The 20,170-nt window shown below is 42.6% G+C and carries 24 protein-coding genes; 17 read left to right on the top strand and 7 right to left on the bottom strand.

Features of this window, described 5'->3' with window-relative positions:
- Positions 1-143: 143 nt before the first annotated feature.
- Together FW774_RS09930 and FW774_RS09925 are read right to left on the bottom strand one after the other, a co-directional pair.
- A complete protein-coding gene (locus FW774_RS09930; protein ID WP_149348029.1) occupies positions 144-896 on the bottom strand; it encodes a hypothetical protein in 753 nt (250 codons plus the stop codon).
- 78 nt (positions 897-974) lie between these two features.
- Positions 975-1,748 carry a hypothetical protein gene (locus FW774_RS09925; protein ID WP_149348028.1) on the bottom strand — a complete coding sequence of 258 codons (774 nt, stop codon included), beginning with the start codon at positions 1,746-1,748 and terminating at the stop codon, positions 975-977.
- 260 nt (positions 1,749-2,008) lie between these two features.
- Between FW774_RS09925 and FW774_RS09920 the strand changes: the two genes are divergently transcribed.
- The gene (locus tag FW774_RS09920) at positions 2,009-3,265 is read left to right on the top strand and encodes a competence/damage-inducible protein A (RefSeq protein ID WP_149348027.1); all 1,257 of its coding nucleotides are present in this window, start codon (positions 2,009-2,011) and stop codon (positions 3,263-3,265) included.
- A gap of 58 nt (positions 3,266-3,323) precedes the next feature.
- Positions 3,324-4,664, top strand: a complete 1,341-nt coding sequence (locus tag FW774_RS09915) for a dihydrolipoamide acetyltransferase family protein (protein WP_149348026.1) — start codon at positions 3,324-3,326, stop codon at positions 4,662-4,664.
- A 139-nt stretch (positions 4,665-4,803) separates the two neighbouring features.
- Here the strand turns inward: FW774_RS09915 and FW774_RS09910 are convergent, their stop codons facing one another.
- Positions 4,804-5,337, bottom strand: coding sequence for an RsmD family RNA methyltransferase (locus FW774_RS09910; RefSeq protein WP_149348025.1), 534 nt, complete (start codon positions 5,335-5,337; stop codon positions 4,804-4,806).
- Positions 5,328-6,161, bottom strand: coding sequence for a DUF3822 family protein (locus tag FW774_RS09905; protein WP_187774869.1), 834 nt, complete (start codon positions 6,159-6,161; stop codon positions 5,328-5,330). The genes FW774_RS09910 and FW774_RS09905 overlap by 10 nt, the downstream gene beginning before the upstream one ends.
- Before the next feature lie 56 nt (positions 6,162-6,217).
- Here FW774_RS09905 and FW774_RS09900 point away from each other — a divergent pair, with 56 nt between their 5' ends.
- From FW774_RS09900 to FW774_RS09855, 10 genes are all read left to right on the top strand, one after another.
- Positions 6,218-7,636 carry an ATP-dependent RecD-like DNA helicase gene (locus tag FW774_RS09900; RefSeq protein WP_149348023.1) on the top strand — a complete coding sequence of 473 codons (1,419 nt, stop codon included), beginning with the start codon at positions 6,218-6,220 and terminating at the stop codon, positions 7,634-7,636.
- Between the two features lie 144 nt (positions 7,637-7,780).
- The gene (locus FW774_RS09895) at positions 7,781-9,088 is read left to right on the top strand and encodes an MFS transporter (protein WP_149348022.1); all 1,308 of its coding nucleotides are present in this window, start codon (positions 7,781-7,783) and stop codon (positions 9,086-9,088) included.
- 49 nt (positions 9,089-9,137) lie between these two features.
- Positions 9,138-9,866 (top strand): (Fe-S)-binding protein, encoded by a 729-nt coding sequence (locus FW774_RS09890; RefSeq protein WP_149348021.1) that lies wholly within the window; start codon positions 9,138-9,140, stop codon positions 9,864-9,866.
- Between the two features lie 358 nt (positions 9,867-10,224).
- On the top strand, positions 10,225-12,150 hold the full coding sequence (gene thrS / locus FW774_RS09885) for a threonine--tRNA ligase (protein WP_149348020.1): 1,926 nt from the start codon (positions 10,225-10,227) through the stop codon (positions 12,148-12,150).
- A 12-nt stretch (positions 12,151-12,162) separates the two neighbouring features.
- Positions 12,163-12,732 carry a translation initiation factor IF-3 gene (infC, locus tag FW774_RS09880; RefSeq protein ID WP_149348019.1) on the top strand — a complete coding sequence of 190 codons (570 nt, stop codon included), beginning with the start codon at positions 12,163-12,165 and terminating at the stop codon, positions 12,730-12,732.
- A gap of 32 nt (positions 12,733-12,764) precedes the next feature.
- Positions 12,765-12,965 (top strand): 50S ribosomal protein L35, encoded by a 201-nt coding sequence (gene rpmI, locus FW774_RS09875; RefSeq protein WP_149348018.1) that lies wholly within the window; start codon positions 12,765-12,767, stop codon positions 12,963-12,965.
- A gap of 90 nt (positions 12,966-13,055) precedes the next feature.
- Entirely contained in the window at positions 13,056-13,400 is a 345-nt protein-coding gene (gene rplT, locus FW774_RS09870; RefSeq protein ID WP_149348017.1) for a 50S ribosomal protein L20, read from the top strand.
- Between the two features lie 92 nt (positions 13,401-13,492).
- Positions 13,493-14,410 carry a DUF72 domain-containing protein gene (locus FW774_RS09865; protein WP_149348016.1) on the top strand — a complete coding sequence of 306 codons (918 nt, stop codon included), beginning with the start codon at positions 13,493-13,495 and terminating at the stop codon, positions 14,408-14,410.
- 88 nt (positions 14,411-14,498) lie between these two features.
- The gene (locus FW774_RS09860; RefSeq protein WP_149348015.1) at positions 14,499-15,134 is read left to right on the top strand and encodes a peroxiredoxin; all 636 of its coding nucleotides are present in this window, start codon (positions 14,499-14,501) and stop codon (positions 15,132-15,134) included.
- 129 nt (positions 15,135-15,263) lie between these two features.
- A complete protein-coding gene (locus FW774_RS09855) occupies positions 15,264-15,461 on the top strand; it encodes a cold-shock protein (protein WP_149348014.1) in 198 nt (65 codons plus the stop codon).
- Positions 15,462-15,528: 67 nt separating this feature from the next.
- On the opposite strand, the gene FW774_RS09850 is transcribed toward FW774_RS09855, so the two are convergent.
- Positions 15,529-16,107, bottom strand: a complete 579-nt coding sequence (locus tag FW774_RS09850) for a DUF4142 domain-containing protein (protein ID WP_149348013.1) — start codon at positions 16,105-16,107, stop codon at positions 15,529-15,531.
- Between the two features lie 619 nt (positions 16,108-16,726).
- On the opposite strand from FW774_RS09850, the gene FW774_RS09845 reads away from it, so the two are divergent.
- The 4 genes from FW774_RS09845 (at position 16,727) to FW774_RS09830 (ending at position 17,940) form a co-directional block, all read left to right on the top strand.
- Positions 16,727-16,924, top strand: a complete 198-nt coding sequence (locus FW774_RS09845; protein ID WP_149348012.1) for an entericidin — start codon at positions 16,727-16,729, stop codon at positions 16,922-16,924.
- 35 nt (positions 16,925-16,959) lie between these two features.
- A complete protein-coding gene (locus FW774_RS09840; protein WP_149348011.1) occupies positions 16,960-17,229 on the top strand; it encodes a hypothetical protein in 270 nt (89 codons plus the stop codon).
- A 73-nt stretch (positions 17,230-17,302) separates the two neighbouring features.
- Positions 17,303-17,554 (top strand): hypothetical protein, encoded by a 252-nt coding sequence (locus tag FW774_RS09835; protein ID WP_149348010.1) that lies wholly within the window; start codon positions 17,303-17,305, stop codon positions 17,552-17,554.
- A gap of 143 nt (positions 17,555-17,697) precedes the next feature.
- Entirely contained in the window at positions 17,698-17,940 is a 243-nt protein-coding gene (locus FW774_RS09830; RefSeq protein WP_149348009.1) for a 4a-hydroxytetrahydrobiopterin dehydratase, read from the top strand.
- Positions 17,941-18,261: 321 nt separating this feature from the next.
- On the opposite strand, the gene rnhA is transcribed toward FW774_RS09830, so the two are convergent.
- A complete protein-coding gene (rnhA, locus tag FW774_RS09825; RefSeq protein ID WP_149348008.1) occupies positions 18,262-18,729 on the bottom strand; it encodes a ribonuclease HI in 468 nt (155 codons plus the stop codon).
- A 40-nt stretch (positions 18,730-18,769) separates the two neighbouring features.
- Complete coding sequence (locus FW774_RS09820) at positions 18,770-19,261, bottom strand: YajQ family cyclic di-GMP-binding protein (RefSeq protein ID WP_149348007.1); 492 nt, start codon at positions 19,259-19,261, stop codon at positions 18,770-18,772.
- A gap of 146 nt (positions 19,262-19,407) precedes the next feature.
- On the opposite strand from FW774_RS09820, the gene FW774_RS09815 reads away from it, so the two are divergent.
- Complete coding sequence (locus FW774_RS09815) at positions 19,408-19,956, top strand: hypothetical protein (protein WP_149348006.1); 549 nt, start codon at positions 19,408-19,410, stop codon at positions 19,954-19,956.
- Positions 19,957-20,170: the final 214 nt, after the last annotated feature.

The following is a 20,170-nucleotide window of genomic DNA, read 5'->3' as shown; positions in this document are numbered from 1 at the left end:
GACAATGATAAACGTTGGATTTATTTTAGATACAAGAATAAAGAAGTAAGAAGCAATACAAAGAGCACAATCCTAGGGTGGACTAAACATGAATAACGCTCTGCTTAAGTTCTATATTCAACGTGCCTTGCAGAATATGCCCGTTACATGTTAGATAGTGTATGTGTATGTTTGTACGGCAATGAATTCAGGAAATCTTTCCATTCCTGGAGTATATCTAAAAAATCCTGTAACGGAACTTCCATACCATCATTGAAAACGGCTCTGGCAGGGGATGAAAAAATTTCTACTACTTCTTCATAACCACCCCAAACCTGATATTCAGAAATACTCCTGTTGAAAGGATTCTCGCTCGTAATATCATAAATTACCGAATCTATTGATTTAGGTCCCATACCATCAATGAAATCTGCTAATGACCTATTAATTGTTGAGCCGGTAAAATCATTATTGCAAAATATCTTAGGCCAATTGGTTCCATCTGCATATCTCAATACTTCAAATTTTAAATGATATTGTTTTGCTTTGCTTGAAAGTATATCCCAATCTGAAGGTTGCAGCAAGAAATTATTGTACTCTGTTATAATTTGTCTTAGGTCTGCACGTGAAACATTATCAATCATATTGTCATTGTCATAAATATGGCAATTATCCCCTAATAATTTTAATGTTATGCCAGCTGTATTGAAATTTTCGCCGGGAATACCCTGAAGTTGCATTCGCACGGTTAGCAATGCCTCTAAATTGGTGTGGATAGCATTAAGCAGCATGCAAATACCCGAATAGTTTGGACTGGCATTTTTATCTATCAAATCGCATGTTTGACCATCAACAGTACGCTTTCCATTTGATATGAAGTTAAGATTGTATACAAGGTGAGTTTGCTTACTTTTCATCGTATTTCTGTTTATTATTCCATATTTCACATTCAGGTTTATTAACTAAACGAGTTAAACCGCGTAACTAAAACAATTTTATAGTTTCTTAATTACAACTTTTCCATCGTCATCTACTCTTATCAAAAACTCACGTTTAAAATAGCTCTCCAATTCCCCTCCTTTACTGTAAAAAATCTGAATTACCCTATTTTTACCTATATAAAATAATCTATATTCAGCTTCTATTTCACCCTCTGTACTAAAAAACACATTGATAACTTTTGCGTGACCTGTTTCAGGGTTATATAAAATTAAATTTCCGGCTTCACGACAATATGGCTTTTCTATTGCCTTGAGATAAGTCAGTTGTGCGTAGTAACATTTATAAGGGCCGAAATCTGGCAACTGATATCTTACTGAATCTATTGAATTTGTAATTGAATCTATGAAATTATAGGGGTAATTAAGCCGTATATATTCAACGTTCTTAATATTAGGTTTACTAATGACTTTTTTTTCATCTATTACGTTGTAATAGTGGTAAGCTTGGAGCCATAAATCATCTATTTGCTTGTCCTTGTCAGTCGCCTCTTCTGAAGTATCCCATTTAGACGGAAACTTAGTATTTGCCAAAATATCACTGCCAAAAGGTAAATCTCCTGTGAGAGGTGGTTTTAAACCCGGATGCAGGGTAAAAGTCTTAGCTGAATCAGTTAATTGTTGATTGTTTTTAATAATGACGCCATCTGTTATTATTTGAAGAGAATCGGTGCTTATTGTTCCATCGGCCCGAATATGTTTAGCAGGATGTTTATTCTTTGGAGCGCAAGCAGAAAATAAAATTATCAACGGGTAAATTATATTTTTCATTTTTCAACAATTAATATAAAATGTAAATATGGCTCCCTGGTATTTATCCTTGCCCCCATAGCCTTGTTGTCAGACTTTAGCATTATAACTACGGATTGTTAACTAAACGAGTTAAATCTCAATAAGGCGAAGTTATAAACTTTGGTCTGTTTAATACGTAATGTTTTGTCAATTATTAACTATTCTTTTAGGTTAATGCGTCATTAAGCCACTTTTTGTACTTTCGTCCTTCAACTAATACTAACAACCAGCAACTAAAAATGCAAGCCGAGATTATTACTATAGGAGACGAATTACTCATCGGGCAGGTTATTGATACCAATTCCGCATGGATTGCTACCGGACTTAACGATAGGGGAATCCGCGTAAAGCAGATTACCTCTGTTTCTGATGATGCCGGACATATCACCGAGGCGCTGAATGCCGCCGCGAAACGGGCTAATATTATTATCATGACCGGCGGATTGGGGCCAACCAAAGATGATATTACCAAAAAAACACTTGCCCGGTATTTTAATGTCGGTTTTAAACGTGATGAGGCCACATTAAAAAACGTGGAGCGCATATTTTCGCGTACCAATCGCCCGATGCTGGAAATTAACAGGATGCAGGCTGATGTGCCCGAAAATTGTACAGTGCTGCTCAACGAAAACGGTACAGCTCCCGGAATGTGGTTTGAATTTGATGATAATGTGCTGGTTTCGTTGCCCGGTGTACCGCATGAGATGAAGTACCTCATGCAGCAATACGTATATCCACGTTTGCAGGCCCGGTTTAAGATGGGTGCCATCGTGCATCAAACGATACTGACAGCAGGCCTTGGTGAATCGTATCTTGCAGAGCAGATTGCCGATATTGAAGACCGGCTGCCTGCGCATATCAGGCTGGCTTACCTGCCCAAGCTGGGTAATGTTCGATTGCGGTTAAGCGGTTATGGCGATGATTTGGCAGCAATAGAGCAGGAGATTAGCCGGTTTACATCTGAAATTACTAAGCGTTTGTCTGACCATGTTATTGCAACGCAGGATATCGCCATAGAAGAAGCCATTCTGAACCTGATGCTGGCAAATAATCTTAAGCTGGCTGTTGCCGAAAGCTGTACCGGCGGTTATTTGTCGCACCTTATTACGCAGCATCCTGGTTGCAGCGCTGTGTTTCTTGGCGGAGCCGTATCGTATTCCAATGCATTAAAACAGCGTATGCTTGGAGTATCGCCCGAAACGCTGGAACAGTATGGAGCAGTAAGCCAGCAAACGGTAGAGGAAATGGCAAAGGGCGTTATATCGCATTATAATGCAGATTACAGCATCGCCATAAGCGGCATTGCCGGGCCTGATGGCGGTACGCCCGATAAACCTGTTGGAACAGTGTGGATTGCAGTTGCAAACCGGGATAAAATCATTGCCCGGCAGTTTATTTTCGGAAGCAAACGTATCCAGAATATTGAACGGAGCGCTGTTGCCGGACTTGCTTTATTGTTTCAGTTGCTCCGGGAAGAAGTTCAGATAAATCCATAATAAGCCGGGCAAAATTCGTTAAAAGGTTTATTTTTGCGGTAAAGGCTAATAAAAACAGATGGCTCAGTTTGAATTATTACTTCCCAGGATGGGCGAAAGTGTAGCCGAAGCTACCATCGTAAAATGGTTAAAACAACCCGGCGACCGTATTGAAGCCGATGAACCTATACTTGAAATAGCTACCGATAAGGTAGACTCCGATGTTCCGTCGCCGGTAAGTGGTACCTTGCTAAAGCAGTTATTTTCTGAAGAGCAGGTAGCTCAGGTGGGTGATGTTATAGCCTTAATAGAAACCGAAGATGTTGCGGAACCGGAAACGACGATTACGGAGCAGGAAGTTGCAGAAGAAAACGTAACAGAAGAACTCTTATCTGCTATTCCGGGAATAAGCCCTGCTGAAGAATTGCCATCGTTGGGTGCTTCTCAACCCTCCGCACAGGCCGGTTTTAAAAATACATCACGTTTTTATTCACCTTTGGTGAAAAGCATAGCTGCCGAAGAGGGCATATCCCCGGAGCAGCTTGAGCAAATTCCGGGAACCGGTATTGATGGCCGGGTGACCAAACAGGATATTCTTGATTTTGTACAGAAACAGCGGTCTGGTGCAGCTATTGTGCCTGAAAATACTAATCCGGTAACACATCCGGAACCTGAGCCCCATAGTTACAGGCCTGCCACATCTGTTTCCGGTACAGATGAGATTATAGAAATGGACCGTATGCGTAAGCTCATTGCCGACCACATGGTAGCCAGCAAGCAAATAGCGCCGCACGTAACCTCGTTTGTGGAAGCTGATGTAACGAATATTGTAAAATGGCGTGAACGGATAAAAGGCGAGTTTGAGAAACGGGAAGGGGAGAAGATAACCTTTACGCCGATATTTATTGAAGCAGCGGCACGTGCCATCCGCGATTTTCCGATGGTAAATATTTCGCTCGACGGAACGCGTATCATTAAGAAGAAGAGCATTAATATCGGTATGGCTACTGCCTTACCGTCCGGAAATTTAATTGTTCCGGTCATCAAATCTGCCGACCAGTTTAACCTGGTAGGTTTAACCAAGGCGGTAAATGATTTGGCTAACCGTGCCCGGGCCAATAAACTGCAACCGGACGAAGTGAAGGACGGCACATTTACCATTACCAATATCGGTTCGTTTGGCAATATCATGGGTACGCCCATTATTAACCAGCCGCAGGTAGCTATCCTGGCCATCGGTTCCATCATTAAAAAGCCTGCTGTTATCGAAACGCAATATGGCGATGTAATTGGAATCCGCCACATGATGTTCCTCTCGCTTTCATACGACCATCGTATTGTTGACGGCGCTCTGGGCGGTATGTTCTTACGTAAAATAGCCGATTACCTGGAAGCCTGGGATGTGGATAGGAAGATTTAGGAGTCGGTATTGTGTAGTGAGTATAGCGTATTGAGATATGGGATGAAGTGAGTTTAGCTCACTTTCTATCTAACTTTTCGACCATCAGCCATGAATCACAAGCTATTGTCGCAATACTCAATACGCTGTACGCAATACTCTAATTTTCAAAAAAACTAAACGAAGAGTACCCGTATTTACGTTGCTGCGTAAACTGCGGATAATAATCCAGTTTAATGGTAGACGGGTGTTCCACAATCAGCAATCCATCGGGTGAGAGCAGGTTATTGTCAAAAACCAGTTGAGGAATAGTAGGCAGCTTAGGATGGTCGTAAGGGGCGTCGGCGAAAATTAAATCGTAAGCCACAGTCTCATGAGCCAGATATTTGAAAATGTCGCCTTTGATAGTTTTTACTTGGGTTAGCTCATAGCTTTTGGCTGTGTTTTTCAGGTACTGTACGCATGCAGAACTTAAATCCACGGCAGTAATTTTTGCAGCTCCACGCGATGCAAATTCCAGTGCGATGCTGCCCGTACCGCTGCACAAATCCAGCACGGTAAGACCGTCAAAATCAACCAGGTTATTCAGGATGTTAAACAAGGCTTCCTTAGCCATGTCGGTGGTTGGCCTTACCGGCAGATTGGCCGGCGGATTTAAGCGCAATCCTTTTAACCGACCGCCGATTATTCGCATTCGTTCAGTCCGGCTAAGGTAAAGTAACGATGAGCAGGTATTTCGTTAAACAGTTCGGGGATATGTATCATTTCATTCCATCCCGCGAAGCGGATATGGTGAAAATACTTTTGCACACGGCTATACCATTCATCCTGCTCATCAACCTGACCGCTGAGCGTTACCTCGGTGTCGGTTTCAGAAAGATTAAGCTGCTGAATGGCCAGTAGTAGAAAATAATTGAATTCATCAGGCGTAGCGGCCGGATATACATTATACAATAACACCTGTTTATTGCGGGTGGCCAGCAATTCCAGGTTATGCTGGTTGATATGGAGGTGCAGATACGTGCCGTCCTCTTTCTGGAGATGTTTAATGGCGGGCTCAATCAGTGTTTCTACCTGGCTGTAGAAGCGTGCCTGCGGAAATTTTTCCTGTAAAAGTTCCCTGAACGGGTGACTTAAATCAGTGACGTTACGAATAGCGGCCTGTTTTACCGGGATAACGGAAACGGTTTCGGGTTTAGCCTGTATAAATTTGCTGTAAGCAGACAGATTATTGACATTGTAAACCTCGTGCGGTATAAACGTGAACTTTTTAGTGTACAGCGCAATTTTGACCTTACGGTAATAGTAATTAAAAAGAGCATCGCTATCCAGCAGGGCTTTAAGTTCGTCAGTATTCTGAATGCGGTGTTCTGCCAGTATTTTAATACGGTCGTGCAACTGGTCAATAATGGCATAGATACATTGCGTTCCGGTAATCTTTATGAGCAAATCACACTTGGAAGAATGCTGCGATTTAAAATCCTCTTCGGCCAGATATAATTCTTTACTTACTAACATGCGTAACAAAGCTAAAATTTTTTTGGATAATAGGCAGTATTCCGCAACTTTACACCATGCAGGTAGCCGCATTGCTTCATAAACAATTTAATCATATACCCACCAAACAGCAGGAAGAAGTTTTTTTACGTTTTGAACAGTTTATACAGGCTGATAACGGCGACGATTGTTTTTTGCTGAAAGGATACGCGGGAACCGGTAAAACCACACTGATAAGTAACCTGGTAAAAACTTTACCCGTTTTACGGCTAAAAGCGGTGCTTCTGGCGCCAACAGGCCGGGCGGCAAAGGTTATCAGTAATTATTCGGGCCGGAAGGCTTTTACTATCCACAAAAAAATATACCGTAAAAAATCGGCTATGGACCCGGCTTCCGCTTTTATGCTGGCGCCCAATATGGCCGAAAATACCCTGTTTATTGTGGATGAGGCTTCTATGATCAGCAATGAGCATGCGGATTTCAGCCGGTTTGGCCTGCTTCATGACCTGGTAAGCTACGTGTATAATGGTAAAAACTGTAAGCTCATGCTGGTTGGCGATACGGCACAGCTACCGCCGGTAGGCAGCAAACGCAGCCCGGCGTTAGACCAGGAATTGCTAAGCAGCACCTTCGGGCTAACCTTGTTCAGTTATGAGCTGACGGATGTGGTGCGTCAGCAGAAAAGCTCGGGCATTTTGTATAATGCCACACGCATCAGGGAGCTGATACGTAAGGAGAAGCAAATCCTGCCCCGGTTCACGGTAAAATCCTACAGGGATATTTACCGGATGAATGGTGAGCGTTTGGCGGAAGGCTTGCAGTACGCTTATGATAAATACGGCATGGAAAATACGCTGCTGATATGCCGTTCGAATAAAGGTGCCAACAGCTACAACCAGCAGATACGAAACCGCATATTGTACCGTGAGGAAGAGCTTACCGGCGGCGATTACGTGATGATTGTTCGAAACAATTATTACTGGAAACAAAATGAGGAAGCCAATACGTTTATTGCTAACGGTGATATTGCCCGCATCCGGCGGGTGCGCAATATCCACGAAATGTATGGCTTTAGGTTTGCCGATGTGGTGCTTGAATTTGTAGATTATCCAGATGAGGAGCCATTAAGCTGCAAAATCTTAATCGATACGTTATATAGTGATACGCCAAGCCTTTCGGGCGAAGACAGCAAGCGATTATACGAAACCGTCATGCTGGATTACGAGCATATCGGTAATAAACATCAGCGTATGCTGGAACTGAAAACAAATCCCTATTACAATGCCCTGCAGGTTAAATTCGCGTACGCGGTTACCTGTCATAAGGCCCAGGGCGGCCAGTGGAATGCCGTATTCGTAGACCAGGGCTTTTTGACCGAGGATATGATAGATACCGAGTTTTTGCGCTGGCTGTACACCGCCGTTACCCGTGCTACTACAGAACTGTTTCTGGTAAACTTTGGTGACGCGTTTTTTGAGCAAGCTGGTATTGAGTAGTGCGTATTGGGTATTGAAATGGCTACGCCTGTCTGCAACGTTTTATAACTTCGCTTTGCTGAGGCGCATGAAAGCTTACCATCTAAAATTGCATTGCTTCCGGATTAGTTGCAATTCCGGTTTTTTACATACTTTTAGCCTGCCATGAAACAAAAAAACAATAAAGGCGTTATTCGTGCCTGGGCCATGTTTGACTGGGCTAACTCAGCCTATAACCTGGTTATTACCTCAACCATATTCCCGGCATATTATACCATTATTACAACTACCAAAGAGCACGGCGACCGTGTCAGCTTCTTTGGAATGGAGTTTATCAATACGGCCCTGGCAAATTATTCGTTGGCGGTGGCTTATCTTATCATGGCTATTCTGCTGCCTGTTTTATCATCGGTGGCAGATTATCATGGCAATAAAAAATCATTCATGAAATTCTTTACCTACATGGGTGGTTTAGCCTGTTGCGGCCTGTTCTTTTTTAAGCTCAGTACGCTGGAGCTTGGCGTGATCTGTTCGGCCATTGCGGCCATGGGCTATATCGGCGGAGTATTGTTTAACAATTCATACCTGCCCGAAATTGCCACTACCGATGAACAGGATCGCGTAAGCGCCCAGGGTTTCGCATACGGTTATATCGGCAGTGTTTTGTTGCAGATCATCTGTTTTGTTTTCGTGCTGAATGATAGCTGGTTTGCCGATAAATCCTTCCCGGCAAGGCTATCTTTCCTGCTGGTAGGCGTATGGTGGATAGCTTTTTCTCAAATTCCTTTCAGTAAGCTTCCCGAAGGAAACCGCAACCAGTCAAAGCTGAATAAAAGCCTGGTAAGAAACAGCTTCCAGGAACTGGGCAAAGTATGGCACCAGCTAAAGCTGATGCCTGTATTGAAACGGTTTTTATTGGCCTTTTTCTTTTATTCTATGGGCGTACAAACCGTTATGCTGGTGGCCGCCAACTTCGGTGAGAAGGTACTGCACCTCGGTACATCCAAATTAATAGCAACTATATTGGTTATTCAGCTGGTGGCTATTCCGGGAGCGTATATCATGTCTGTTTTCGCAAAAAAGATCGGCAATATCGCTGTGCTGATCGGCGTAGTGTGTATATGGATAGGTGTCTGTGTAGTTGCCTACTACCTGCAAAATGAGTATCAGTTTTATGGCCTGGCTGTTGTGGTGGGTCTGGTTATGGGTGGTATTCAATCGCTTTCACGCTCAACCTATTCCAAGTTCCTGCCAGAAAACACACCGGATACCACATCCTTCTTCAGCTTTTACGATGTTACCGAAAAGGTAGCCATTGTAATCGGTTTGTTCAGTTTTGGATTTATTGAAGAGCTGACCAACAATATCCGTAATTCGGCGTTATCCCTGGCGGTATTTTTCATTGTTGGTTTGCTGATCCTGGCTACTGTTCTGAAAGTAAAAAAGTCATATAATGCTATCCCGGCTGCGTAAGAACCGATATTTTTTCTGAATTTTGGGCGTTATTATTCAAGCCGCAAGCATGAAAGTAGAAGTTTTTATTCCCTGTTTTATTGATCAGCTATTTGTTCAGACCGCATTTAATACCATCAGGTTATTAGAAAAAGCCGGTTGCAAGGTATCGTATAACCCGCAACAAACATGCTGCGGACAACCTGCCTTTAACGCGGGATTCTGGGATGAAGCTAAAAAAGTAGGGAGTAAATTCTTAAACGATTTTTCCGAAGAAAGTTACATTGTATCACCATCCGCATCGTGCACGGGCATGGTTAAAAACTATTACAGCGATCTGTTTACCAATACGGTAGTGCACAACAAATGCCGCAATGTGCAGAATCATATTCATGAATTGTCTGATTTCCTGGTCAATATCGCTAAGAAAGACTATTTCGGCGCAGAACTGGAAGGCCGTGCAGTTTATCACGATTCATGCTCCGGCTTGCGGGAATGTAAAATAAAGGATGAGCCCCGTCAATTGCTGTCTAAAGTACATGGTCTGGACTTGGTTGAAATGAAAGATACCGATACCTGCTGCGGTTTTGGCGGAACCTTCGCTGTAAAATTTGAAGCCATTTCAAGCGCTATGGCACAGCAAAAAACAGACAATGCACTGGCTATGGACGCAGAATACATCATTTCTACAGATGCCTCGTGCTTGTTGCACCTGCAAGCCTATATCGATAAAAATAACCTGCCTCTAAAAACCATGCACATTGCCGATGTGCTCACATCCGGCTGGGGAAATGTATAATCCGCCGCTACCGGTCAGGAACTGTTCAGGCTTTTATCAGGTTTATCTGCTTTCTTTTTTAGAACGCTCATAGGGTAGTGTTTTTAATTATGTTACAGCATATACATCATAATAGCTGTTACCAATAATGCATAAACAATAATTGAAAAAGCAATCCGGGTTAACAAGTTTGTTCTCATGACTATATCCTTTTACACTAAATCAGGCAACCGGTAGAATTGTTACCTCATTTTTTCAATCTGACTATATAAACGGGCAGAAGTAAAAAAGGTTGTTAAAAAAAGTAAGTAATTTTTTAGCTTAACCAAGCCGTAAAAAATCTATTTTTGCAGCTTAAATATTAAAATCATAGTTGTAGATGATTAACATTACGCTTCCTGACGGCTCGGTCAGGCAATACGAAAAAGGAACAACTTCATACCAGGTTGCTCAATCCATTTCAGAAGGTTTAGCCCGCAATGTACTGGGCGCCGAAGTTAACGGACAGGTATGGGATGCCAGCCGTCCGATAGAAACCGATGCTACCTTAAAGCTGCTTACGTGGAATGATACCGCCGGAAAATCAACCTTCTGGCATTCGTCTGCTCACTTACTGGCCGAAGCATTAGAAGCGCTCTATCCGGGAATAAAATTCGGAATAGGGCCGGCCATAGAAACCGGCTTTTATTATGATGTGGATTTTGGCGATCAGGAATTCTCTTCAGATGATTTCAAAAAGATCGAAGATAAGATGCTTGAGCTGGCTAAGAACAAGTCAGAATACGTTCGTAAGCCGGTAAGCAAAGCCGAAGCAGTAGCTTATTTTACCGAAAAAGGCGATGAATACAAGCTGGATCTGATCAAGGATCTGCCCGACGGAACCATCACCTTCTATACACAAGGTAATTTTACCGATCTGTGTCGTGGGCCGCACATCCCCAATACCGGTTTTATAAAAGCCGTAAAGCTTACCAATGTGGCTGGCGCTTACTGGCGTGGCGATGAAACCCGCAAACAGCTTACCCGCATTTATGGTGTTACCTTCCCCAAGCAAAGCGAGCTGACCGAATATCTGCAGATGATCGAGGAAGCTAAAAAACGCGATCATCGCAAGCTGGGTAAAGAGTTAGAGCTGTTTACTTTTTCAGAGAAAGTAGGTATGGGGCTTCCCTTATGGTTACCCAAGGGAACCGCTTTACGCGAAAAGCTCACCCGTTTTCTACAAAATGCACAGGCAAAGGCAGGATATGAGCAGGTAGTTACCCCGCATATCGGGCATAAAAACTTATACATCACATCCGGCCATTATGAGAAATATGGCGCCGATTCTTTCCAGCCCATCAAAACACCGCAGGAAGGAGAGGAGTTCCTGTTAAAGCCGATGAATTGCCCGCATCATTGCGAAATTTATAAATCCAAGCCACGCTCGTACAAAGATTTGCCGGTGCGTTACGCCGAGTTTGGAACCGTTTACCGGTATGAGCAAAGCGGGGAGTTACACGGATTGACCCGCGTTCGCGGATTTACGCAGGACGATGCCCATTTATTTTGCCGTCCGGATCAGGTAAAAGACGAATTTAAGAAAGTAATAGACCTGGTATTGTACGTATTCAATGCGCTTGGCTTTGACGAGTACACCGCCCAGGTTTCGCTTCGTGATCCCGATAATAAGTCAAAGTACATTGGCAGCGATGAAAACTGGAGGCTGGCCGAAGCCGCTATTATTGAGGCAGCCGAAGAAAAAGGCCTGAACACCGTTGTAGAGTTGGGCGAAGCCGCTTTTTACGGGCCGAAGCTCGATTTTATGGTTAAGGATGCGCTTGGCCGGAAATGGCAGCTGGGAACCATACAGGTAGACTACAATTTACCCGAACGTTTTGAGCTGGAATATACCGGCAGCGATAATACCAAACACCGGCCGGTAATGATACACCGGGCGCCTTTTGGCTCGCTGGAACGCTTTGTTGCCGTGCTTATTGAGCATTGCGCCGGAAACTTCCCGTTGTGGCTTAGCCCTGAGCAATTTATCGTTTTGCCCATCTCCGAAAAATTCGAAGATTATGCAAAAAAAGTTTTAGAATCTCTTAATAATTCCGATATTCGCGGCTTGATTGATTTAAGAGACGAGAAGATTGGCAGGAAGATACGTGATGCAGAAGTGAAGAAAATCCCGTACATGCTAATCATCGGCGAGAAGGAAATGAATGAAAATAAGGTTTCTGTACGCCGGCATGGAGCAGGAGATATGGGAAGCTTTACAGCGGAAGAGTTTAAAAATCAATTAATTAAAGAAATAACAGTTTAAATTTAATTTCATTTGGCATTAGGAAGACCAGGTTTTAACAGGGGCCCACGCCCTCCGTTTAAAAAGAAAGAAGCAGAACACAACATCAATGAGCATATCAAAGCACCGGAAGTGCGTTTGGTAGGCGATAATGTTGAACCGGGCATTTTTCCGTTGCGTCAGGCTCTTGCCATTGCCGAAGAGCAGGAGTTAGATTTGGTAGAGATCTCACCGAATGCAAATCCGCCCGTATGTAAGGTTATTGATTATAATAAGTTTATATATGAGCAAAAGAAAAAGCTGAAGGAGATCAAGGCCAACGCCAAGCAAACCGTTATTAAAGAGATACGCTTTGGCCCTAATACCAACGATCATGATTTTCAGTTTAAGCTGAAGCATGCCATTGGGTTCTTAGAGAACGGCGAGAAAGTTCGGGCCTATGTGCATTTTAAGGGCCGGGCAATTGTATATAAAGAGCAGGGCGAAATACTTTTATTAAAGTTTGCCCAGGCATTAGAAGAAGTCGGCAAGGTTGAGCAGCTTCCGAAACTGGAAGGGAAACGTATGTTTCTTACCGTAGCGCCCAAAGGCTCAAAAAAATAAGTAGTAAACTATTAATTGTTAATATATCTGTTATGCCAAAAATGAAAACCAATTCCAGTGCCAAAAAGCGGTTTAAGCTTACTGGAACAGGTAAAATCAAGAGAAACAACGCATACATGAGCCACATCTTAACCAAGATGTCTAAAAAACGTAAGCGTAATTTAGGTCAGAGCAGCTTAGTAGCTGATGCTGATTTAGGTAACGTAAAACGTATGCTTTGTATCGGGAAGTAAACAACAAATTTTTTAACCAGGTACCCGGTGCCGGTAATCCGGCCAAAGATTTAGAGTAACTAAACACCGTTTACCAAAAAACAAAACAACATGCCACGTTCGGTTAACGCAGTAGCTTCAAGAAGAAGAAGAAAAAAGATCCTGAAATTAGCCAAAGGTTATTGGGGATCACGCAGCAAGGTTTACACCATTGCCAAAAACACAGTAGAAAAAGGTTTACAATACGCTTACCGCGATCGTAAAGCTAAAAAGAGAGAATTCAGGGCTTTATGGATACAACGTATCAACGCAGGCGCCCGCCATCATGGAATTTCCTATTCACAGTTAATGGGTAAATTATCAGCCAAAAACATCGGTTTAAACCGTAAAGTACTGGCCGATTTAGCCATGAATGAGCCGGAAGCGTTCAAAGCTATTGTTGATGCTGTAAAATAAACAGTATCAGAAATAACATAGAAAAAGGGGAGCAGTTATCTGCTTCCCTTTTTTATTTTTGTAAGGTAAAACCTAACTGATAATATCCGCTTATGGAGTTTGGCCGTTTACCTTTGAATGAACTTTTGCAGGTTGATTTTGATCTTCCCGAAGATACCCTGCTTACACGAAAAGTATTATCCGGGCAAACCGTAGCCCGGCATCCGGGAATATATACCGGTTGTGCCAAATGGGGGCGAAAAGAATGGATCGGTCTTATTTATCCCGAAAAAACCAAAGAGGCCGATTTCCTTTCTGAATATGTGAAGCATTTTAACAGCATAGAAATGAATGGCATTTTTTATGCCATGCCAAAGCCTGAACAGGTAAGCGCCTGGCGTGAAAAAGCTGAATCGGCCGGAAAGGAATTTTTGTTTTGCCCTAAATTTCCACGTCAGATCACACATATTAAACGGTTACTTGGGGCAGAAGAAGCAACCAACAGTTACCTGGAAAGTATGGCCGCATTTGGCAATTACCTGGGGCCGGCCTTTCTGCAGCTGAATGATAACTTTGGCCCGAAGAACTTTACGGCTCTGAAAAGCTATCTTGAACATTTACCGGAAGATTTTAAGGTATTTGTTGAAGTGCGCCATAAAGATTGGTTTAGTGATACCGGAGCAAGGAACGAATTATTTACCATGCTTGCTGAATTAAAGAAGGGGGCCGTAATTACCGATGCCAGCGGTCGCCGGGATTGCGTGCACATGGAGCTCACTATACCGGAAGCATTTGTCCGCTTTGTAGGTAACGGTTTGCATCCTACTGATTATGAACGTATAGATCAATGGGCCGAACGCATCACCGAATGGTTAGAGAACGGTTTGCAGTCGGTTTATTTTTTCCTGCATCAGCATGATGAAAAAGATACTCCTATACTGGCTGATTATACGGTGAATAAACTGAATGCGCTTACGGGCCTCAATATCAGCGGCCCGAAGCTGATCAAAAAACAAAATACATTATTTTGACCAAACTATTATAATTTATATTGGTTATTTCAATATTAAATCTACTAACTTAGTAGACATTAATTGTTAAACAATAAATATTAAAACTATGAGCTTACGATTAGGTGATAAAGCACCAAACTTTAAAGCACAAACTTCGCAAGGCGAAATTGACTTTTACGATTATTTAGGCGATAGCTGGGCAGTTCTTTTCTCGCACCCGGCCGATTATACACCGGTTTGTACAACAGAATTAGGGCGCACTGCTGCATTAAAAGATGAATTTGCCAAACGTAACGTAAAGGTGATCGCGTTAAGCGTAGATTCGGCAGAATCACATAAAGGATGGATCAAGGATATTAACGAAACCCAGGATGTTGAAGTTGACTTCCCCATTATTGCCGACGAAAACCGTGAAGTTGCCGAAGCCTATAATATGATCCACCCCAATGCATCGGCAACAGCCACCGTAAGGTCGTTGTTTGTAATAGCACCCGATAAAACCATTAAGTTAATTATCACCTATCCGGCATCAACCGGACGTAATTTCCAGGAGATCCTGCGTGTGATCGATTCCTTACAGCTAACCGATAAGTATAGTGTAGCTACGCCGGCCGACTGGAAAGAGGGTGAAGATGTGGTGGTTTCGCCTGCTATCAAAACAGAAGATATTCCGGCTAAATTTCCTAAAGGTTTCAGAGAAGTTAAGCCTTATCTGCGTTTAACGCCCCAGCCGAATAAATAAATTATTTATATGCTGATAGTTGACTTCTGAGATAAAACCATATCTTTGACAAACTGTATACAGGATTTCTGATTAAAAGCCATTATTTTTCAGTTAGACAATACAGTATAATTAATAAAAATAGAATATATGAAAACTGGAAAAGTAAAATGGTTTAACAGCCAGAAAGGTTATGGTTTTATTGTTGGCGAAGACGGTAAAGATATCTTCGTACATTTTAAAGATGTTGCAGGAGGCTTAAACGGGCTTCGCGACAATGATGATGTGGAGTATGAAGAAGCCGAAGGTCGCAAAGGTCTTCAAGCTGTTAATGTAAAAAGAGCTTAGTTAAATACCATACAAAGAAGTAAAAAAGAGGCATTCCATTATTTGGATGCCTCTTTTTTTGTGATAATTATAAGCTGATATCCGCTTGGATAGCCTTAGCCGAATCAAGGTGCATTTTAAGGGTAGGAAGTGTTTTCTTTGCAAATTGATTTAAATCATTCATCCTGCTTTTTGCGCCGGTATTTTCAAACAGGCCGATATCTTTTACATGGTCTGTCACCATCATATTGATATAGTTTTTATCAAATTGAGAGCCTGACAGCTTGCCCAGTTCATCCACATGGCTTTTACTTTCAGGACTAAGCCCGGATGGTACAACTACCTGGTGTTGCTGTGCAATCTGCTTTAGTTCATTATTTGCCTTTGTATGGTCGGTGACCATCATCGTGCCGAAATTCTTAACACGTACCGATGCGGCCTTTTGTTGCGCCAGCTTTCCCAGCTCTACTTCCAGCATACCGCCATCGGCAGCTTTTTTAATAAAGTCATTAGAGTCAGCATCCGCACCTGATTCTTCGCTGTAGTCTGTCCGGTTTAAAGCAGTGCCGTTAGATAAGTTATTGGCGGAAGAAGCCTTGTCCCCGCTATTCTGGCAGCACTGAAAAAGGGCGGCAGTCAGAATAATAACCAAATTTGTTGTTTTCATAGTAATGTATTTTAAGATGATGTATATAACACAATTGGGTTTGGTAATAGTTTTTACCAGGTTGATGGTTTGCTAAACCAAGGAGGGGCGATAGACTAATAAAAAGTGAATTTCTGAAATCAGAATCCTGCAATTGATCGGGCGAAGCTCCGGCTTCGTCCGTTTTACATTTAAGCCTCCGGCTTCGCTCATATTTCGTGTCTTCACGAAACTTCTCTGATACCGGCTCGTGGAGACTCAAACCGGGGCGTTGGCTCACTTCGTTCGGTTGCTTTCTCGTAACGTCATTTCATAAGGTAGCGATCGGGCGAAGCTCCAGCTTCGTCCGTTTTACCCTTGAGCCTCCGGCTCCGGCAAAGTTTCATGCCTTCACGAAACTTCTCCAATACCGGTTCGTGGAGACACAAACCAGGGCGTTTGAATAATAACCAAATTTGTTGTTTTCATAGTAATGTATTTTAAGATGATGTATAACACAATTGGGTTTGGTAATAGTTTTTACCAGGTTGATGGTTTGCTAAACCAAGGAAGGGCGATAGGCTAATAAAAAGTGAATTTCTGAAATCAGAATCCTGCAACAATTGTTACACTGTAAGTATTACCTATAAAAAAACAGCTCATGAAAACAAAACTTTTAACAGTTCTTGCCATTGCAGGTATAGCTTTTGCAGGATGTAATTCGAAAAACCGGAATAACCAGAATGCAGATTCCATGATGTCTGACACAAGCATGCGGGATAGCATGAATATGATGGATACCACATCTACCGGAGTTACCGATACAACTACAACCGTACCTCCAACACCGGCTCCCTGATTTATGTATTATCTGTCATAAAAATAAATAAACAGATGAAATCCTTTAAAATAATGTTTCCGCTTAACGGCGTGGAAACCGAGTTACTCGTTGAGTCGATGGATGCAAATGATATGCGCTATTCCGTAATGCGGAATGTGAATGACCCGCATCCATTACTTTTAGAACTTTGTGATCATACCTGGAAATGTAAGTCGCAGGATCATTGGTCGCTTGATGACGAGCAAATTCATCTATTGGGACAAAAAATAAGCGATGAACTTAATAAAGCCGAGCCATTTTCGTCAGGAGTGAATGCCCTTTAACGTAAGTAATAAATTAAGGCGTTCGGCAAACTCCTGCCGGTTTTGTATGTTGTTCTGTTAAATGCAGCAGGGTATGGATTTGTTTACGACAGAGTTCCCGGTAAGAGGAATGATCATGAGCCTCATTGTGACGCCTTTAGATGCCGAATTAAACAGGTTTAAGGTAGAAATGATTACCGGCGCTCCAAACCCTGTTTTACTGAAGCGATCTGTGGATGGTACGCTGGAAATAGAAGACCCCGGAAAGTGGCGTTTAACTATCGAGGAGCTCAATGAATTGTCGGCTCATATTGACCAAAAGATAAAAGAAAAAGCACAGGAATAATTTTCAATCCATAATCCGAATAGTCGGGTTGTTAATTATTGATGTATTTGTTTTTATTCAGACCTCGATGAGCCCTTCAGGATTTTCCCGTATGTACGGGATTTAACTTTTGACTTTTTAATTTTGACTTTTGATTTTTTCTCATGTGGCAGCAAATTGATAACAAACTTTACAGGGAATTTTTATTCGCCGATTTCCCGGAGGCATTTGCCTTTATGACCCGCGTAGCTCTGCTGGCGGAAAAGCACCAGCATCATCCGCAATGGACTAATGTGTGGAATAAGGTAGAGATCTGGTTATACACCCATGATGAAGGACGTATTTCTGAAAAAGACGAGCAGCTTGCCTCCGAAATAGATCAGCTTTTAACGGGGCAAAGTAAATAAAAATTCACCCCCTAAGCGCTGTAAATTAATAGTACGGGACTTAGAACATGTTTAAATTTCACAGATGTGGGTAATTGTGGATGGACGGTGTCTAAAAAGCTTGTTTTTTCCGTCACCCTGAACTCGATTTAGGATATTAAAGCACCGTCAATGCTACATTTAGGAGATTCCTGATCCCCCGAGTACTCGGGGCGGAATGACGTGAAGGCTTTTTAGACACCCTCATGGCTTCAGCCGCTGCTGGTGGAGACACCAGCCGCAATAAAACCATTGTTTCGTGAAATTTAAACATATTCCAGAATTATCAGGCGTATAACCTACCTAACCAACCGGACATTCGGCTTCAAAGACCGTATCAATAAGCCAGGTTTGTTTATTTTGCGATGCAGCCACGGCCAACTGGTCGCAACGTTCATTTTCAGGATGACCGGCATGGCCTTTAACCCAGATAAAACGGATGGAATGTAGCTTATACAGTTCAAGAAAGCGCAGCCAGAGATCCTTGTTCTTTTTGCCGGCAAAACCTTTCTTCAGCCAGCCAAATACCCATTTTTTCTCCACGGCATCAATAATGTATTTTGAATCGGAATAAATAAGTACCGTTTGTCCCGGTTTTTTCAGTGCTTCCAGGCCGGTTATTACAGCCAGCAGCTCCATCCGGTTGTTGGTAGTTTTCCGGTATCCAGCCGAAAGTTCCTTGTAATGCTGCCCCGAACGTAAGATAACACCATAGCCGCCAGGGCCGGGATTGCCGCTTGAAGCGCCATCTGTAAAAATCTCTATTGCCATTAGGGCACAAGTATACGCATTTTAGCAGGTTCACTATCCCCTAATTCCGCATATTAATAAACTGCAACGGCTGACCAAAATCTTCATTCCGGCAAAGCGCAATAACCGCCTGCAGATCATCGATCTTTTTACCCTGCACACGCACCTGGTCGTCCATAATAGAAGCCTGCACCTTAAGGCCGCTGTCTTTAATTTTTTTAACAATTTTCTTGGCCGCCTCCTTATCAATACCCTCTTTAACCTTGATCTCCTTACGTATCATATTGCCTGATGCATATTGTTCTTTACCCATATCTAAACTTTTTGGGTCAAGATGCTGTTTAACCATACGGGATATGATAGCATCCTGTATAGCTTTAAGCCGCATGTCATTTTCAGTAACAATGGTAATTTCATTCGTTTTCTTATCCAGGTCAACGCTGCTTTTAGAATCATGGAAATCATAACGGTTCAATATTTCCTTTTTAGCGTTGTTAATGGCATTATCAAGCGTTTGTCCGTCTATTTTGCTTACAATATCAAATGATGGCATGGTGAAATAATTTGTGTGTTTAAAAATATGTCGATAGATTTAAAATAAAAATATGAAAAGTTAGTGTTATAAACTTGCCTGATTGAATTAAACATTTGATCATCATGATTGCCAGACAAATAAAAAACGATAAAACCTAAAATAAGATGAAAAAAAGTAAAAAAGCCACTGCTAAAAAAGAAAGCAGAAAACAGCTAAGAAAAGATATTGAGCACAGCCTGAGTGAAAAGTTTATCGAAGCCATAAAGGGCTTAGGTCACGATGCTCAGCAGCTATCCAAAGATATCAGGAAGGCCGGTAAACGGATGGCAAAAAAGCTGGCCGGTAAATTTTCCGCTGCTCCGGCCCCCGCAGCAATCCCCGAAAAAGAGAAAAAGCCGGTACAAAGTCCAAAAAATCAAAGTGAAAAAACCGTCAACAAAGCCCGCAAGGTAGTTGAGAAAGTAACCCAAAACGCTTCGCCAAAGGCTAAGCCAATCATTAAACGGGCGGCGCCAACGGTTGGTTCAAAATCGGCAGTAGTAAAGCTGGAAGATAACAGGCAAAGTACCAAAAAGCCGGCTGCTGATAAACCTGTTCAGAAACAGCCAGCTGTACCCAAAGCCACTTCCGCCCGGAAACCTGCCGCTAAAAAGTCAACAGCGAAACCGGCAGATAAACAACCCGGATCACCCGGAAGGGCAATAAAATCTTGAAACGTGTTTAAATTTCATAAAATAATGTTTTTGGGGCTGACCAAAAAGCTCTCCTCCCTCTCCCTCCCGTACATACGGGATCGGGAGAGGGATCTCCGCCAGAAGTGCTTAGGAAGAAGATTTTGCTTCGCAGCTACTTCGTGGTCTCCTCTCCCGAGATTTCGGGATCGAAATGGCGCTGCTTTTTGACTTCTTGGTCGGCCCCAGCGAAGGC

The sequence above is a fragment of the Pedobacter sp. BS3 genome (assembly GCF_008274585.1).
In the GTDB taxonomy this organism is placed as follows: Bacteria; Bacteroidota; Bacteroidia; order Sphingobacteriales; family Sphingobacteriaceae; genus Hufsiella_A.
The sequence above is the reverse complement of the archived record's forward strand: the minus strand, read 5'-3'. Positions and strand labels throughout refer to the sequence as shown.

Excerpts from the sequence above, each read along its gene's own strand:
- FW774_RS09820 (WP_149348007.1), bottom strand. The coding sequence starts at position 19,261 with ATGCCATCATTTGATATTGTAAGCAAAATAGACGGACAAACGCTTGAT.
- FW774_RS09840 (WP_149348011.1), top strand. The coding sequence starts at position 16,960 with ATGAAATCCTTTAAAATAATGTTTCCGCTTAACGGCGTGGAAACCGAG.
- FW774_RS09900 (WP_149348023.1), top strand. The coding sequence starts at position 6,218 with ATGCAGGTAGCCGCATTGCTTCATAAACAATTTAATCATATACCCACC.
- FW774_RS09915 (WP_149348026.1), top strand. The coding sequence starts at position 3,324 with ATGGCTCAGTTTGAATTATTACTTCCCAGGATGGGCGAAAGTGTAGCC.
- FW774_RS09865 (WP_149348016.1), top strand. The coding sequence starts at position 13,493 with ATGGAGTTTGGCCGTTTACCTTTGAATGAACTTTTGCAGGTTGATTTT.
- FW774_RS09895 (WP_149348022.1), top strand. The coding sequence starts at position 7,781 with ATGAAACAAAAAAACAATAAAGGCGTTATTCGTGCCTGGGCCATGTTT.
- FW774_RS09890 (WP_149348021.1), top strand. The coding sequence starts at position 9,138 with ATGAAAGTAGAAGTTTTTATTCCCTGTTTTATTGATCAGCTATTTGTT.
- FW774_RS09815 (WP_149348006.1), top strand. The coding sequence starts at position 19,408 with ATGAAAAAAAGTAAAAAAGCCACTGCTAAAAAAGAAAGCAGAAAACAG.
- rplT (WP_149348017.1), top strand. The coding sequence starts at position 13,056 with ATGCCACGTTCGGTTAACGCAGTAGCTTCAAGAAGAAGAAGAAAAAAG.
- rpmI (WP_149348018.1), top strand. The coding sequence starts at position 12,765 with ATGCCAAAAATGAAAACCAATTCCAGTGCCAAAAAGCGGTTTAAGCTT.
- thrS (WP_149348020.1), top strand. The coding sequence starts at position 10,225 with ATGATTAACATTACGCTTCCTGACGGCTCGGTCAGGCAATACGAAAAA.
- rnhA (WP_149348008.1), bottom strand. The coding sequence starts at position 18,729 with ATGGCAATAGAGATTTTTACAGATGGCGCTTCAAGCGGCAATCCCGGC.
- FW774_RS09830 (WP_149348009.1), top strand. The coding sequence starts at position 17,698 with ATGTGGCAGCAAATTGATAACAAACTTTACAGGGAATTTTTATTCGCC.
- FW774_RS09850 (WP_149348013.1), bottom strand. The coding sequence starts at position 16,107 with ATGAAAACAACAAATTTGGTTATTATTCTGACTGCCGCCCTTTTTCAG.
- FW774_RS09905 (WP_187774869.1), bottom strand. The coding sequence starts at position 6,161 with ATGTTAGTAAGTAAAGAATTATATCTGGCCGAAGAGGATTTTAAATCG.
- FW774_RS09835 (WP_149348010.1), top strand. The coding sequence starts at position 17,303 with ATGGATTTGTTTACGACAGAGTTCCCGGTAAGAGGAATGATCATGAGC.
- FW774_RS09855 (WP_149348014.1), top strand. The coding sequence starts at position 15,264 with ATGAAAACTGGAAAAGTAAAATGGTTTAACAGCCAGAAAGGTTATGGT.
- FW774_RS09920 (WP_149348027.1), top strand. The coding sequence starts at position 2,009 with ATGCAAGCCGAGATTATTACTATAGGAGACGAATTACTCATCGGGCAG.
- FW774_RS09930 (WP_149348029.1), bottom strand. The coding sequence starts at position 896 with ATGAAAAGTAAGCAAACTCACCTTGTATACAATCTTAACTTCATATCA.
- FW774_RS09925 (WP_149348028.1), bottom strand. The coding sequence starts at position 1,748 with ATGAAAAATATAATTTACCCGTTGATAATTTTATTTTCTGCTTGCGCT.
- FW774_RS09860 (WP_149348015.1), top strand. The coding sequence starts at position 14,499 with ATGAGCTTACGATTAGGTGATAAAGCACCAAACTTTAAAGCACAAACT.
- FW774_RS09910 (WP_149348025.1), bottom strand. The coding sequence starts at position 5,337 with ATGCGAATAATCGGCGGTCGGTTAAAAGGATTGCGCTTAAATCCGCCG.
- FW774_RS09845 (WP_149348012.1), top strand. The coding sequence starts at position 16,727 with ATGAAAACAAAACTTTTAACAGTTCTTGCCATTGCAGGTATAGCTTTT.